We start from the raw sequence: 14,546 nt of genomic DNA, 5'->3' as shown, positions 1-14,546 counted from the left end.
AGGCGATCTTCTGGCGCCTTGCAGGCGAGGAGATCGCCATCGTCGACGACCCGGACGAGATCCGGGCCGCTCTCCGATCCACCTGACACTGAAGGGGGTCTGAGATGTCCCTGACCATCGGCGACCTTGTCGGCTACATCCGCGCCGACGGCAGCGACTTCGAGCGGAACCTTGCCCGGGGCCAGCTTCAGATGCAGGGGTTCCGCCTCGACGTCAACGGACAGTTGCGGGACCTTCGGGGCCGTTTCGTCCGCGACACGGCCGTCATGGGGCGCGCGCTCTCGGACAGCTTCAGCGAGGCCGAGCAGGCCGGTACGCGGATCACCACCGTCTACTCCTCCGTGGCCGACGCCCAGGCCCTGACCTTCCAGGCCCGGATGGAGCGGATGCAGGCCGCCGGCCGCCGCGTGGCGTCGTCGCTCTCCGGCTCCTTCAGCCAGGTTCGCGAGGCCTGGGGCCGGATCAACTTCGACCGCCTCCAGCCTGCCGCGTCCGGCTTCCTGTCGGTGGCCGCGTCGGTCGGCAAGCTCGGCGCCATGCTCGGCGCGGCCGGGCCCGCTGCCGCAGGCCTGGCCGCGACCATCGGCAGCCTCGCCCCCGCGGCAGCCGTGGCCGTGTCCGGCATGATCGCGATGCGGCTCGCGTCCGTCGCACTGAAGTTGGGCATGGTCGGTGTCTCCGACGCGGTGTCAGCAGCGCTTGACCCGGAGAAGGCCGGGGAGTTCAACAAGGCGCTGGAGAAGCTGTCGCCGTCCGCCCGCGCGTTCGCGTTGCAGGTCAAGGCGATGGCGCCCGAACTGCGGGCGTTGCAACAGGGCGTGCAGGAGAGGCTTTTCAAGGGCCTTGACGGCATCCTGAAGGAGATGGGCAAGAGCACCCTGCCCGTCCTGAAGAACGGCCTGACGAACTCGGCCGGCGCGCTGAACTTGATGGCCAAGGGTGTCGGCAACGCGGCCATTGGGCTCGCGAAGAGCGGGACGCTCGGGCAGGCGATCTCCGGCGCGAACACCGGCCTGTGGAACCTCGCCCGCATTCCGTCACAGGTCGTCGTCGGCCTGACCCAGATCGGGGCTGCCGCGGCGCCCTCGTTCGGGAAGCTGACGGCAGCGGCCGGCGGCGCGCTCGACAAGCTCTCTGCCCGGATGACGAAGGCGTTCGAGTCCGGCGCCATGCAGAAGGCGATCGAGAATGCTATCGCGCTCGTCGGCGACCTCTTCGAGGTCCTCGGCAACCTCGCCAGCGTCTTCACCAGCGTCTTCAAAGCCGCGCAGGTGTCCGGCGGCGGCATGATCGGCGTGCTGAAGGAGATCACGGGCGCGCTCGCGGACGCGTTCGCGTCGAAGCCGGTACAGGCTGGCCTCAGGTCGATCTTCGAGACGATGAGTACGCTAGCCAAGACGGTCGGCCCGCTCCTCGGACAGGCGCTCCAGGCCATCGCCCCGATCTTCACGGCGCTCGGGCCGCCGATCCAGACCCTGATCAAGGCCCTCGGCAAGGCACTTCAGCCCGTGATCAAGGCCCTCGGGCCCGTACTGGAGGCCGCGGCGAGAGCGTTCGGCGCGCTGATCGAGGCCGCGGCCCCGCTCCTGCCCGTCATCGGCGACCTCGTGGCGTCGCTCCTGCCCGCGCTCACCCCTCTCTTCGACGCTCTGGCCGTCGTCTTCGCCGCCCTGGCCCCGGTCGTCAAGGATCTCGCCGACGCCCTCGGCGCAACCCTGAAGCCGATCCTGGCCGGGCTGGCACCGATCATCGCCCCGCTGGCCAAAATGCTGGGCGACCAGCTCGCCCTGTGGCTCGGCGTCGTGGGCGACATCGTCGTCGCCCTGGCTCCGTCGCTGGTCTCCCTCGGCGAGGCCCTGGGCGAACTGATGGTCGCTCTCGGACCGCTGATCGAAGCCTGGGCCGACCTGTCCACCGAGCTGCTCACCGCCCTGCTGCCGCTCCTTCAGCCGCTGATCAACCTGATCGGGAAGCTCACCAAGTACCTCGCCGACGACCTCGCCCGCACGATCACCGGAGTCGTCGTACCCGCCGTCAAGGCCATCACCGCACTGCTGCGCGGCGACTTCTCCTCAGCGCAGACCTACGCCAAGCAGGCCGTGCAGGGCTTCATCGACAACGCGATCCGGCGCTTCACCGAGCTGCCAAAGAAGGCCGCCACGGCGCTTATCTGGCTGGCTATCGAGCTGCGCTGGAAGGTTGAACGCGCGGGCCAAGAGATGAACAACGCAATCGTGGAAAAGCGGACCGCTTTCCTCCAGAAGCTCGGGGAATTGCCGGGCAAGGCCGCGGACAAGCTCCGCAACCTCGGTAGCACGCTGTACAGCTCGGGAGAATCGCTCGTACAGGGCTTCATCAACGGAATCATGAGCAAGTTGTACGAAGTCTCGCTGGCTGCCAGCCGCGTCGCCGCCGCGGCGAGAGACTACTTCCCCTTCAGCCCCGCCAAGGAAGGCCCGTTCTCGGGGAAGGGCTGGACCCTGTACTCCGGCCAGTCGCTCGCCTCCGGGTTCGCAGAGGGCATCACCGCCCGCAGCGGCCTGGTCCAGTCGTCCATCGCCGCCATGGTCAAGGGCGCACAGGGAACCCTGGGCACCTTCGACGGCAGCCTCCTTCCCGGCACGCTCCCCGGCGCGTCCCTGCCCGGCATGGGGCCGAACAGCATCTACCCGACCGCCGGCGCCTCACGGCAGCCGATCGTCATCGAGCTGCGGGGCCCAGGCCTCAAGGACGTCATCACCGACATCGTGCAGACGAAGGGCCGCGGCGACGTACAGATCGCCTTCGGCCAGCCGTAGGAAGGAGGACCCCTCATGCCGGTCCCTGACGCCCGCGTAGAGCTTCAGATCGACGGCGCCTGGACGGACGTGACCGAGCACGTCGTCGAGTCCACCGGTATCCAGCTCTCGTACGGCCGGTCCGACGAGGGCCGGCCGGTGGACCCGGGCTCCGGCGCCCTCACCCTGCTGTCACCGAACGGCCTGTACTCCAACCGCAACCCCAGCAGCGAGTACTTCGGGAAGCTGCCCCGCAACACCCCCATCCGTATCAGCGCGACGGCCGGGGAGACGTTCCTGCGCATCGGCGACACCGTCCAGGACCGGGCGTCCACCCCGGACCATGCCTCCCTCGATATCACCGGTGACATCGATCTGCGGTTCGACGCTCGTCTCGATGACTGGGCACCCTCCGCCTCGAACTTCCTCATGGGGAAGTGGGCATCAGCGCCGAACGGCGCCTGGTACCTGTTCCTCGGCCACGGCGGGGACGTCAGTCTGGCCTGGTCATCCTCCGGCTCTGACTTCAACGTCCGAACCTCCCAGCGTCTCCCCGCTGGCCCCGGACGGCGCCTCGCACTGCGCGTAACGCTGGACGTCAACAACGGCGCCGGAGGGCACACCACCACCTTCTACACCGCGCCCACCATCGCCGGGCCCTGGACACAGCTTGGCCCCGCCCAGACCGCCGCCGGTACCACCAGCATCGCCACCAACAGCACCGACCTTCAGGTCGGAGACATCAGCGGTTTTGCCGTCCTTGCTCCCGTCGGGGAGATCTACGCCGCCGAGGTCCGCAACGGCATCGGCGGCACGGTCGTGGCCAGCCCGCGCTTCGACCAGCAGGCCGTCGGAGCCACCAGCTTCGTCGACTCAACTGGCCGTACCTGGACCGTCCAGGACGGAGCCACCCTCAGCGACCGCCGTACCCGCGTCGTGCACGCGGTGCCCAAGTGGCCGGCGACATGGCACCGCTCGGGCCATGACGTGCGCGCCCCGATCGAGACAGCGGGAATCCTGCGGCGCCTCGGCCAGGGCCGCAAGGCACTGGCAAGCACGCTCCGCCGGCGGATCCCCTCGTACTCGCCCCTGGCGTACTGGCCGTGTGAAGACGGCGCCACCGCCACCGAGGCCGCATCCCCCATCGAGGGTGTAAGGCCGCTCGCGTTCACCCGGGCGGCCTTCGCGACGGACGATTCCCTGGCGGGGTCTTCGGCGCTGCCGGCGGTCGAGGCGGGCGGCACGATGGCCGGGGCCGTCCCGGTTCCGGCGGGGGAGTCGACGGAGTGGTCGGTGCACCTCCACTACGCGGTCGACAGCACCCCCGTGGCGAACACGGAATTCTTCGGGTGGCGGACCAACGGGAGCTTGAAGCGGTGGCGCGTTCTCATGAGGTCGGGAGTCGCCACCCTCCAGGCGTTCGACTTCGAGAACATCCTGCACATCGACACGGAAATCAGCGTCGGCGCCGACGTATTCACGGGCTGGCAGCGGCTCATGATCCGTGTGCAGCAATCCGGCTCCACGATCACGTGGCGTATCTCCTGGACCAACATCGGCGGCGAGATCGGTGGGTTTACCGGGGTCTCGACGAACAGCGCTGGCGCGGTCACTCAAGTCTCCACGAACTTCGGCGCGATCACCGGGCTCCGTGTCGGGCACATCGCCGTCCTGGGAACAGGGGACGGTGTTGCCGCTGTGCAGCCCTTCCTCGGCGCCGACACGGGATGGTCTGGGGAAGCGGCGGCGGACCGGCTCCGTCGACTCGCTGCCGAGGAGGCCCAGACCCTCACGCTACGCACGTGGCAGGGCGACCCGGCTCGCACGTCGGAGCAGATGGGGGCCCAGCGGCCGGGGGCGCTACAGGACGTGCTCCAGCAGTGCGCGGACTCTGACGGCGGGGTCCTGGCCGAGGACACACGGCGCCTTGCGCTGGTGTACCGCGACCGTACGAGTCTCCAGAATCAGCAGCCCGTCGTCATCCCGTACGGCGCGCTGACGACGCCGTTCGAGCCGGACGAGAGCGATCTCCGGCTCCGCAACGACGTCACCGTCGAGCGTGTCGGCGGCAGCTCGACCCGGTTCGTGGAGGAGGACGGACCGCTGTCTGTCGCGGCGGTAGGCGTCTACGACGAGGCCGTACCTCTGTCGCTCCACCAGGACGCGCAGACGGTCCAGTTGGCGGCCTGGCGCCTGCACGCGGGCACGTGGGACGAGGCTCGCTACCCGCAGGTGCGGATCATGCTGCACCGGCATCCTGAGCTGATCCCTGCGGTCTCCGCCCTCCAGGTCGGCGACCGTGTACAGATCACCGGCACTCCGCCCTGGCAGCCGCCGGGACCGGTGGATCTGATTGTTCAGCGCATCGACGAGGACATCCGCACGTTCACGTGGACCGTTGTCCTGACGTGCTCGCCCGGCGCCCTGTGGAACGTCGGTGTCCTCGACAGCGCCTCTCAGGGCCGGCTGGACACTGACGGCACCACGCTCGGTGTGGCGGTCGACGCTGACGACACGAGCATGTCGTTCGTGTCCTCCCCCGGACCCCGCTGGATTGCCACCGCGACACACGGCGCGCAGTTCCCGTTCGACGTCGTCATGGGTGGCGAGATCGTCCGCGTCACCGGGATCACGGGCACCGGCCTCACCCAGGCCGCGACCGTCCTCCGGTCCCAGAACGGCATCGTCAAGGCGCATCCGGTCGGCACCGACATCCGGCTGGCCCAGCCTCTCATCCTCGCCCTTTAGGAGGGCCCATCCATGGTCTACACGCCCTTCCTCGCGGGCGAGATTCTCACCGCGGGACGACTCAACACGGCCCTCGTCGAAGAGGTCATGGAGTGGACGCTCCTCTCCACCATCGGCACCTACGCCACCAACTTCTCAGCGAACGCCAGCAACCCGCCGCAGATGCGCAAGGTCAAGATTGCGGGCGTGGAACGGTGGGAGTACGAGGGCCGCATCACTGTTGCCGCGCTCGCCTCCAACGCCAACACGACCTGCTTCACGTTCAACCTCGGATACAGACCCGCTTTCGAGCGGGGGTGGCAGCTCGGCGGCGCGACCACTCTCTTCTACGGCGTGCGCGCGACTCTCTCCACGGCCGGTCTGCTCCAGGTCGGCGTGCCTACGGCAGCCGGGTCCGGTACGAACGCGATCTTGCTCGACGGCCTGTACATCGACAACCCCATCTGACCGGCCCGCCCTACTTCCGTACGCCCTGCGCCTATGGCCGGGGCCTTTCTCATGTCTGGAGGTCGCCATGGCGATCATCCGGCGCTCCCAGTGGGGCGCTCCCGCGACCAGCCCGGCCACCTACATCGGTTCGACGCGCGGGACGAAGGTGCACTACCTCGGCACCGCGTACGCGAGCCGCCCGCACGACCAGTGCGCGGCGTACGTCCGCCAGATCCGGGCCTCGCACCTCGCGGACGTCAAGGAGGGCTACGTCGACGTCGCGTACAACTACCTCGTCTGCGAGCACGGCTCCGCGTTCGAGGGCCGCGGGGTCCACAAGCGGACCGGCGCCAATGGCACGGCCGCCCTCAACTCGCAGGACTACGCGGTCTGCGCGCTGCTCGGCTCGTCGGGCCTGACCAAGCCGAGCGACGCCATGCTCCACGGCCTGCGCGACGCAATCGAGGAGCTCCGCGAGCACGGCCGCGCGGGCACGTGGGTCGGCGGGCACCGTGACGGCCACGCCACAACCTGCCCGGGGGACCCGCTGTACGACTGGGTGCAGCGTGGCGCGCCGCGACCGGCCGCCCAGGAGCCCCCGGAGCCGAAGCCTGCGCCGAGCCCGAAGCCGCCGGCGAAGCCGAGCGTGGACCTGTCCCGGCTCGTCGCGGCGGCGAAGGCCGACCCGCCGAAGCGGGGCACGCCGGTGTCGTACTACGGCGTGAAGACGGTCGAGTCCGCGCTCGTGGCCGAGGGTCTGCTCGCGCGTGAGGTTGCTGACGGCCACTACGGCACGGCCACGGTTCGGGCGTACGCCGCGTGGCAGCGCCGGTGTGGCTACAAGGGCCCGGCGGCGGACGGTATCCCGGGCGCCGAGTCGCTGCGGAAGCTGGCCGCGAAGCGCGGTTTCACCGTCACGGCCTGACGAGACCTCGAGGTTTCGTTGAACTTTGAATCAATGCTCGAGCATCCCCCCACCGGAGGTACCCGCATGTCCCCCGCCACGAAGCGCACCATCCGCACCATCCTCCAGGGCACCGCCGGCGTCGCCGTCACGCTCCCCGCGATCGTCGCCGCGTCCGGCGTCCCCGCCGCCCTGCCGTGGGTGGCCGGCGCCCTCGCCATCGCGGGCGGCCTCGCCCGCGTCATGGCCCTGCCCGCGGTCGAGGCCCTCCTCGACCGCGTCGGCCTCGGCCTCGTCGACGACAGCGAGACCCCCCAGTGACCGACTCGACGACATCCGAATCGGTCGCCGTCGCCATCGCCGAGATGCGCGGCGAGATCCGCACGGGTTTTGCCGAGCAGGCCGGAACCCTGTCCCTGCTTGTCCACCGCAGCAACAGGACCGACGAGACCCTCGCCGCCCACGACACCCGGATCGACGCCGTCGAGCGCGGCGAGACTGAGCGCCAGAAGCGGAACGATGCCCGAATCGACGCCCTCGAACGGAGCCGTTGGCCCGTCGCCAGCGTCGGCGCCCTCACCGGCGTTGTGAGCCTCTGCCTCGCCCTGTGGACTTACACCTCACGCTGAACACCAACGCCCCCTCCCGCGCCCACATGGGCACGCGGAGGGGGCGGTTTCGTCGTCTGGCGTGGCTACCGTCGCGCGAGCTGGGGAAGTAGTTCCTTCGCCTGCTTCATCAGCACCTCATCTGTGAGGGCGAAGCGGCCGACGTACAGCTCGTTGTGGCCGTACATGTTGCCCGAGTTGCCCTTTGGCTCCGCGCGCGAGTCCCATTCGAGGGACCACTCGGCCGACGGGATGTCCCAGGACCCCGGCTTGAAGACGGTGCGAGCACTCCAGGCCGCGCACAGGACCCATTCCGCGTGGGCTGCTCGGTCTGCGTTGATGCTGCTGTGCCGCGCGCCGACGTCGAGGAGGCTCATATCGGGGACCTCGGGGATCGGGATGTACCCGACGGCCGCCGTCACGCCGAACGGCCCGGTGGTCGCGTACGCGGCGATCCCCCACACGTCCGGCCACATGTGCAACAGGGGAAACACCGTCACCCTGCCCGTACCGCTGATCTCGCGTGCCATGGCACCTCTCCTCGCGTGCGGAACCCCGCTCTGATCCTGCCAGAGCGGGGCCCGCGACTCACCGTGCTACAGGGTCAGTTGTCGCCGCAGCCCTGGGTCGGGTTGCTGCCGCCGCCGTCGCCGCTCTCGATGTCCTTGTTTCCCTGGTCCTCGTCGCCCTGGAGAGTCGTCCAGCGGTCCATGTTGATCATGTGCGTACTCCTTCACTCGGTGGTGGAAGTGCTGCACTTGCTGAGCCCCGCTCCCCTGGCACTCGACCAAGAGATCCACAGGAGCGGGGCAGCTCCCTCGCCCGGACTCGAACCGGGGTCTCCGAGCGGGTGTGTAGACGAAACGGCCCGCACGGGCTCTTCCTGACTGAGCTACGAGGGAGATGGATCGCCGCCCCGCCGAGGAGGCGGGGGATCGACATCGACGGGGCGGCTGTCTACGGGGTGCGCAGCCACAAAGCTGCGCCATACGCGCCGACAGCGACGGCGATTAGGAAGAGGGTGGCGCGGGCGGCGGCGCGGTGCTGATGATCCGCACGGCCCCCTGCGGGGTCATGCTCGCGCGCTCCTGCGGGCTCGCGGTCCAACAGTCGGTGCTCTTCGCGTCCCACGAGTATCCGTTCGGGCGCGCGAGGGTCAGCAGGCTGCCGTGGACGTCGCGCACCTGGCCCGCGAGGGCTCTCGTACCGTCCACTACGTAGTCGCCCGGCCGGTACCGGTACGTCATGGCGTCCGCCGGGCGGCCGTGAGGATGGCCGTGAGCCGCTTCGCGCCGCTCATGGTGAGCGTGCCGAGTCCGTACACCGGCACGGGGCCGGTGTGGCTCGGCAGCGTGTCGCGGTAGAGGCCCTGTGCGGGGAAGCCGGCCTCTTCCATGGCGTTCTTGAGGGCGACGAAGGTCTCGGCGGCCTCGGTCTCGGTTACGGGTCGGCGGATCGGCGGCGGTTCGGTCGTCGGCGCGGTCATGGCTTGCTCCCTTCCTGACGGGTACTCCTCCGGGATGTCTCCACTTTGGCACCTCGTGAGGGGGGTATCTGCCCCCGAAACGAGGACAGTTGAGACGTCCCCCGCTAGGGTCGAAGACGGCCCAAAAGTCCGGTCGGAGGGGGTTGACAGTGAACACAGGGTTACGGTCGGCGATGGATGATGCCGGAGTGTCCTGCCGCGAGCTGGCACACCGGGTGGGGGTATCGCCGAAGCAGGTGGAACGATGGCTCTCGGACGCGACGCTCACGCCGCACCGCCGGAACCGGACGGATGCCGCGCGGGCCCTGGGAGTGGATGAGGACATGATTTGGCCGAAGGCCGTGCAGGACCGAGTCAAGCTTGGGGGCGACCGGGAGATCCTTCGGACGTACCCGTACCGGTCGGCGTGCCCGTCCACGGTGTGGGCCGACCTTGCGGCCGGCGTCGAGCGCGAGCTGCTGCTCGCGGGGTACACGAACTACTTCTTCTGGACGCAGATTCCGGCCTTCTCCGCGCTCATCCGGCGGAAGGCGGAAGCCGGGTGCCGGGTGCGGGTGCTCCTGGGGGATCCGGATGGGGAGGTGACCCGGCAGCGCGAGGTGATCGAGGACGTGCCTTTGTCGGTGTCCACGCGCATCCGGATCACGCTCGATGAGCTGGCGCGCCTGGGGGTGGTCGAGGGCGTTGAGGCACGCCTTAGCGCTGCCGAGGACGCCGTGAACCACGTGAGCTTGAGCGTGTTCCGGTTTGACGAGCAGGCGCTTGTGACGCCGCATCTGGCTCGACTCGTCGGCCACGACTCACCGCTCCTGCACCTCCGCCGGCACGGTGACGGCGGCATGTTCGACCGTTTCGCGGAGCACGCCGAGGAACTGTGGGAACGGGCGGCGCCGGTACGGCTGTAGACGCTCGACGGCCCCGCTCTCTCCAAGTCGAGGCGGGGCCGTCGCGTCTCCGCAGTTCAGGGGCGGGACGCTTTGCACACATTGACGGTGGTGACAGTGAGCATCCCGGGAGAATACCGACACTCACTTCCGCATGCATATACAATCTTCCGCATGAACATTCACCCTACCTCTTTCGACCACCCCGACGCCGTGAAACTCAACGACGCGGTCCAGCTGGAATACGCCGCCCGCTACGACAGTGAGGGCGACGCCACACCGCTCGACCCCGCGATGTTCGCGCCCCCGCACGGCCTCTACCTCCTCGCCTACGACGACGAGGGCCGCCCCGTGGCCACCGGCGGCTGGCGCACCCAGGACACGAACGACGAGGGCTACGCGGACGGCGACGCCGAACTGAAGCGCATGTACGTGGTCCCCGAGGCCCGCGGCCTGGGCCTGGCCCGCCGCGTCCTCGCCGCCCTCGAAGCCGACGCCCGCGCGGCCGGCCGCACCCGCATGGTCCTGGAAACGGGCACGGCCCAGCCGGAGGCCATAGCCCTCTACACGTCCAGCGGCTACGAACCCTGCACCAAGTTCGGCCACTACCGCACCTACTCCACCAGCCGCTGCTTCGCGAAGCCGCTGACCTGAGACCACCCCGGGGTCCTCCGATTGTCGGACCGCGCCGATAGCGTGCCGCGCATGCTTCGCGACGACGATCTGACGGCCCGCACGGCGGACCCGGACTTCTGGCCCCTGTACCTCTTCGACGACGAGGCGGTGGACGCCTACGACGAGGCCAGGGAGGACGAGGAGGGGGAGGGAGAGGTGCTCCGGTCGGAGTTCCGGCTGCCTCACGGCCTCGCTCTGGAGCTCGAATTCGACCCCGGCGCCAACTACGTCAACCTGGCTGTCCTGTCGCCGGAGGCGGCGGAGCCGCAGACCGTGGGCTGGGACGACATGGCCCACTTCCACCCCCACGCCATGACCTGGTCCGAGCTCGACCTGCTGTGCCGCGCGGCGGCCCTGCACGAGCCCGCGCTGCGGCATCCGGGCCCGATGCTGGCGCTGCTGCTGCGCTTCGCGTTCCTGAGCGAGGACGAAGACCCGGACGCGATCACGCCGCTGGTGGACGCGGCCTTCACCGCGGTGCGGCCGATCCCCGGGGCGACGGGCGTGCGGACGGAGACGAGCGACTGGCTCGACCTGCGGGATCTGCGCGACGCGGGAATCGAGTGGACGACCCGGCCCGAGGGCTGCCGGGCCGTGACCCAGCGCGCGGACGACGCCATGCCGCTGTACTCCCTGAGGGCGCCGGATGCGGACGACTTCCCGTTCGCCATCTGGTCCCGCCTGCTCGCCCGCGCGACGGAACTCCTGGACGCGGCCCGGACGGACCCCGCCCTCGACGCCCCCGAGGTACAAACCTGCCTGGCCCGCTGCACGGAACCGGACGGCCGCAGCCACCTCACGCCCCTGGCCACCGCGCTCTCCCGAGCGGGCTTCGCCCACACCGCCCTGCTCCGCGCCCTCTCCCGGCCGGCCTCACCGATGGAGGCGGCCTGGGCCGTCGAGACCCTGGCAGGACTGAAGCAGGGCGAACTGATCGCCGCCTGGTCCGCCGCCGACACGACCGGAGCGTGAGAGGCATGTGGGTCGACCGCATCGCCGAGGCCACGAACTGGGAGCCGCTTCGGCTGGAACTCCCCTGGGACACCGTCGAGGAAGACCTCGGCACCCCACTGCCCGAGGACTACAAGCACCTCGCCGCGACGTTCGGCACGGGAGAGTTCTCGCAGTTCATGTGCGTCCTGGGCGTCGAGGCCACGGGCCAGTTCGACCTGGCCCACATCTGGCGCACGTACCTCGCCGACACCCCCGAGTCCGGACCCGACCCCGTCGTCACGCCGTACCCGCTCTACCGACCCGATCGCCCCGGCCTCATCCCGTGGGCCTACGGGGAGATGGAGTGCGAGTACTTCTGGCTGGCGTCCGCGGACGAGTCCCCGACGACCTGGCCGATCGTCACACGGGGCGACCCGTACGACTGGCACGAACTGACCATGCCCACCACGGAGTTCGTCCACCGCGTCCTGACGGACCCGGAATTCGCCCCCTTCTCCATCGCCCGCCTGATCCCGCGCCCGGACTTCCACCCGATACCCCCGACAGGCGCCGCCCTCCTCTGAATCCTGTGAACAGCATTGAAAAGCTATGTGACATGTGCCATTTTACAGCGCAGCCCGTCGCGGACGGGCCCCCTCCTCCCGTCCCCAGGAGCGAATCTTGCGCGCCATGGCCATCGCCACCGCCCTGCTCATATCGGCCTTCGCGGCCGCCCCCGCCCAGGCCACCCAGGCCGAGCCCAAGCCGGACCACGTCTTCGCGGACCCGGGCCGGCGTCCGGCCCACGGCAAGGTCGACGGCGCCCCCGGCGCGACCGCCGGCGGCGGGCTGGAATCGCGCATCCTGCCGATCGTCCACAACTGCAGCCCGTCGCTGCGGATCCGGGCCCAGGAGATGACCGCCGCCCAGCTGACGGCGACCTGCGCGAGCCTGGCCAACCAGGACGCCTACTTCCACAGCATCGCCAAGGACTCGGGACCGGTCGCGAACGACCACAACACCACCCTCGAGGTCGATGTCTTCAACTCGAGCGCCGACTACAAGGCCTACGCGAGGAAGATCTACGGCATCGACACCAACAACGGCGGCATGTACCTGGAGGGCGACCCCTCCGCGGCGGGCAACCAGCCCCGGTTCATCTGTTACGAGCGCACCGACGTGAGCCCCGGCTGGCAGATCTGGAACCTCAACCACGAGTACACGCACTACCTCGACGGCCGCTACAACCTCTACGGCGACTTCGGCGCCGGCCAGACCACCCCCACGGTGTGGTGGGGCGAGGGCATCGCGGAGTACGTCTCCTACTCCTACCGCGGCATCACCTACGCCAACGCGGTCGCCGAGGCCGGCAAGCACACGTACTCCCTGCGCACGCTGTTCGACACCACCTACGCCAACAGCGACGTCAACCGCACCTACAACTGGGGCTACCTCGCCGCCCGCTACATGGTCGAGAAGCACCCGGCCGACGTCGCCACCGTGCTCGGCCACTACCGCACCGGAAACTGGACCGCCGCGCGTTCCTTCCTCACCTCGCTGGACTACGAGAGCGACTGGAACGCCTGGCTGACGACCGTGGCCGCAGGCGCCTGACCCACCCACCCGCGGTACTGATCACACGCGGCACGATCGACCGGCAACATCGCCGCCCCCTGAAACGACGAAATCCCGCCCGATCTTTCGATCGGCCGGGATTTCGTCACTGTTCCCGAGAGCTACTCGCGAACTGTCGTTTGTGGACCTGTGGGGATTTGAACCCCAGACCCCCTCGATGCGAACGAGGTGCGCTACCAGACTGCGCCACAGGCCCTTGCGACGTGTGAAACATTAGCATCCCTACCGGCTCACGCAAAAATCCGTTCCGCCGCAGGTCACCGGGGGCCGCCGCGGGCCCCCGGCGGGGGTCATTCGTTGGCCGCCCGGGGGCGGTCGTCCTCCGCGTACTGGTCGAAGAGAGGGGTGCGGCCGCTGTCGCGGCCGCGGCGGGGCGGGGTCGTGCGGCGGCGGGGCGCCGGGGACGGGGCCGGGGCCGGGTCCGCCACCGTGGAGGAGCGGGCCGCGCTCCATGTCTCCGGGTCCGTGATGTCGACGCCGCTCGACGCGCGCGGGGCGACCGGCGCCGTGACGTACGTGGGGAGCGGGACCGGGACCGGCTCCCAGCTGTCACCGCGGGCCGGGCCGCGCTCGCGCTGCTGGTCCACCCACTCCGCGTGGTCCGTCTGCTCGACCAGGGCGCGGCGCCCCGCCTCCTGCGGGGACACGGGCGACGTCGAGACCGGGGCCTGTTCGGCCTCCGGCTCGGGGGTCGGGGTGGGCCGCCTGCTCTCCCGCAGCCGGGCCGCCGCCGCTTCCGCGCGGCGCCGGTCCATCACGTACACGAAGCGGCGGCGCTCCTGGACCCGCAGGTGCACGATGTACGCGCTGAGGAGCAGCGCCGGGACGGCGGGCGCCCACAGGAACGCGACGCCGCCGACGGCCGCGACGACCGCGCCGAGGGTGAACCCGGCGAAGAGGAGCGTCGTGGTGCGCCGGCGCCGCGCGAGGACCTTGCCCCGGCGGGCCCGCTCGGCCGCCGCGCCGCCCGTGGAGGGGCGCGCGGGGGCGGGGGCGGGTTCCGGCGTGGGTTCCGGGTCGGGTTCCGGGAGTTCGAGGCGCGCCTCGGTCCTGGCCGCGGGCGCGGAAAAGGCCCGGACGTCGACCGAGCTCAGATGCTCGGTCGCCGCGTCCGGGTCCACGTCGGGCGTCGGACCCTCCGCCGTACGGTCCCGCTCCTTGAGCTCCCTGGCGTACCGGCGCTCCATTCCCGCCCGTCCGGACAGCAGCCGGATGGCGGTGCTGAAGCGTTCCGTCGGACGGGCTTCGTTCAGCTCGTCCTGCCTGCGGAGCCACATCGGCACCAAGTAGGCGGCCCAGGCCCCGACGATGACTGCGTAGATGAGGCCGCTGCTGCTCACGCCTCACACGGTAGAGGGGTTCGCGGGAGGGCATCGGCCAATTGGCCCGGTGTGTCGCACGATCTGGCTGATATCACTGAACTTTTTTGTGATTGTTCAGATCGTTTGCGTGCCAACTACCGATTAA

The 14,546-nt window shown here is 69.8% G+C and carries 14 protein-coding genes, 2 tRNA genes and 1 pseudogene; 11 read left to right on the top strand and 6 right to left on the bottom strand.

Features of this window, described 5'->3' with window-relative positions; all coding sequences use genetic code 11:
* Nucleotides 1-104: 104 nt before the first annotated feature.
* The 6 genes from OG357_RS22900 to OG357_RS22875 all read left to right on the top strand — a co-directional run bounded on the left by OG357_RS22900 (nucleotide 105) and on the right by OG357_RS22875 (nucleotide 7,487).
* On the top strand, nucleotides 105-2,798 hold the full coding sequence (locus tag OG357_RS22900) for a hypothetical protein (RefSeq protein WP_329622917.1): 2,694 nt from the start codon (nucleotides 105-107) through the stop codon (nucleotides 2,796-2,798).
* A gap of 15 nt (nucleotides 2,799-2,813) precedes the next feature.
* Nucleotides 2,814-5,525, top strand: coding sequence for a hypothetical protein (locus tag OG357_RS22895; RefSeq protein WP_329622916.1), 2,712 nt, complete (start codon nucleotides 2,814-2,816; stop codon nucleotides 5,523-5,525).
* Nucleotides 5,526-5,537: 12 nt separating this feature from the next.
* The gene (locus OG357_RS22890; protein ID WP_329622915.1) at nucleotides 5,538-5,972 is read left to right on the top strand and encodes a hypothetical protein; all 435 of its coding nucleotides are present in this window, start codon (nucleotides 5,538-5,540) and stop codon (nucleotides 5,970-5,972) included.
* 67 nt (nucleotides 5,973-6,039) lie between these two features.
* On the top strand, nucleotides 6,040-6,879 hold the full coding sequence (locus tag OG357_RS22885; RefSeq protein ID WP_329622914.1) for an N-acetylmuramoyl-L-alanine amidase: 840 nt from the start codon (nucleotides 6,040-6,042) through the stop codon (nucleotides 6,877-6,879).
* Nucleotides 6,880-6,945: 66 nt separating this feature from the next.
* A complete protein-coding gene (locus OG357_RS22880) occupies nucleotides 6,946-7,179 on the top strand; it encodes a hypothetical protein (RefSeq protein WP_329622913.1) in 234 nt (77 codons plus the stop codon).
* On the top strand, nucleotides 7,176-7,487 hold the full coding sequence (locus OG357_RS22875; RefSeq protein WP_329622912.1) for a hypothetical protein: 312 nt from the start codon (nucleotides 7,176-7,178) through the stop codon (nucleotides 7,485-7,487). Before OG357_RS22880 ends, OG357_RS22875 begins: the two co-directional genes overlap by 4 nt.
* Before the next feature lie 65 nt (nucleotides 7,488-7,552).
* Here the strand turns inward: OG357_RS22875 and OG357_RS22870 are convergent, their stop codons facing one another.
* From OG357_RS22870 to OG357_RS22855, 4 genes are all read right to left on the bottom strand, one after another.
* Nucleotides 7,553-7,996 (bottom strand): hypothetical protein, encoded by a 444-nt coding sequence (locus tag OG357_RS22870; protein WP_329622911.1) that lies wholly within the window; start codon nucleotides 7,994-7,996, stop codon nucleotides 7,553-7,555.
* 283 nt (nucleotides 7,997-8,279) lie between these two features.
* Nucleotides 8,280-8,368, bottom strand: a tRNA-OTHER gene (locus tag OG357_RS22865).
* 108 nt (nucleotides 8,369-8,476) lie between these two features.
* Nucleotides 8,477-8,713, bottom strand: coding sequence for a hypothetical protein (locus OG357_RS22860; protein WP_329622910.1), 237 nt, complete (start codon nucleotides 8,711-8,713; stop codon nucleotides 8,477-8,479).
* Nucleotides 8,710-8,952, bottom strand: coding sequence for a hypothetical protein (locus OG357_RS22855; protein WP_329622909.1), 243 nt, complete (start codon nucleotides 8,950-8,952; stop codon nucleotides 8,710-8,712). Before OG357_RS22855 ends, OG357_RS22860 begins: the two co-directional genes overlap by 4 nt.
* 173 nt (nucleotides 8,953-9,125) lie before the next feature.
* On the opposite strand from OG357_RS22855, the gene OG357_RS22850 reads away from it, so the two are divergent.
* The 5 genes and pseudogenes from OG357_RS22850 to OG357_RS22830 form a co-directional block, all read left to right on the top strand.
* Nucleotides 9,126-9,857 (top strand): XRE family transcriptional regulator, encoded by a 732-nt coding sequence (locus tag OG357_RS22850; protein WP_329622908.1) that lies wholly within the window; start codon nucleotides 9,126-9,128, stop codon nucleotides 9,855-9,857.
* A 153-nt stretch (nucleotides 9,858-10,010) separates the two neighbouring features.
* Nucleotides 10,011-10,490 carry a GNAT family N-acetyltransferase gene (locus OG357_RS22845; protein WP_329622907.1) on the top strand — a complete coding sequence of 160 codons (480 nt, stop codon included), beginning with the start codon at nucleotides 10,011-10,013 and terminating at the stop codon, nucleotides 10,488-10,490.
* 51 nt (nucleotides 10,491-10,541) lie between these two features.
* Nucleotides 10,542-11,483 (top strand): hypothetical protein, encoded by a 942-nt coding sequence (locus OG357_RS22840; RefSeq protein WP_329622906.1) that lies wholly within the window; start codon nucleotides 10,542-10,544, stop codon nucleotides 11,481-11,483.
* Nucleotides 11,484-11,488: 5 nt separating this feature from the next.
* Complete coding sequence (locus tag OG357_RS22835; RefSeq protein ID WP_329622905.1) at nucleotides 11,489-12,028, top strand: hypothetical protein; 540 nt, start codon at nucleotides 11,489-11,491, stop codon at nucleotides 12,026-12,028.
* A 265-nt stretch (nucleotides 12,029-12,293) separates the two neighbouring features.
* Nucleotides 12,294-13,052, top strand: a pseudogene (locus OG357_RS22830) (collagenase); the annotation flags it as partial.
* Between the two features lie 149 nt (nucleotides 13,053-13,201).
* On the opposite strand, the gene OG357_RS22825 reads toward OG357_RS22830, so the two are convergent.
* Nucleotides 13,202-13,275: transfer RNA gene (locus OG357_RS22825), tRNA-Ala, on the bottom strand.
* A 94-nt stretch (nucleotides 13,276-13,369) separates the two neighbouring features.
* Nucleotides 13,370-14,419 carry a divisome protein SepX/GlpR gene (sepX, locus tag OG357_RS22820; protein ID WP_329622904.1) on the bottom strand — a complete coding sequence of 350 codons (1,050 nt, stop codon included), beginning with the start codon at nucleotides 14,417-14,419 and terminating at the stop codon, nucleotides 13,370-13,372.
* Between the last annotated feature and the right edge of the window lie 127 nt (nucleotides 14,420-14,546).

The organism is Streptomyces sp. NBC_01255 (assembly GCF_036226445.1).
In the GTDB taxonomy this organism is placed as follows: Bacteria; Actinomycetota; Actinomycetes; order Streptomycetales; family Streptomycetaceae; genus Streptomyces.
This window is presented reverse-complemented; position numbering and strand designations above follow the sequence as displayed.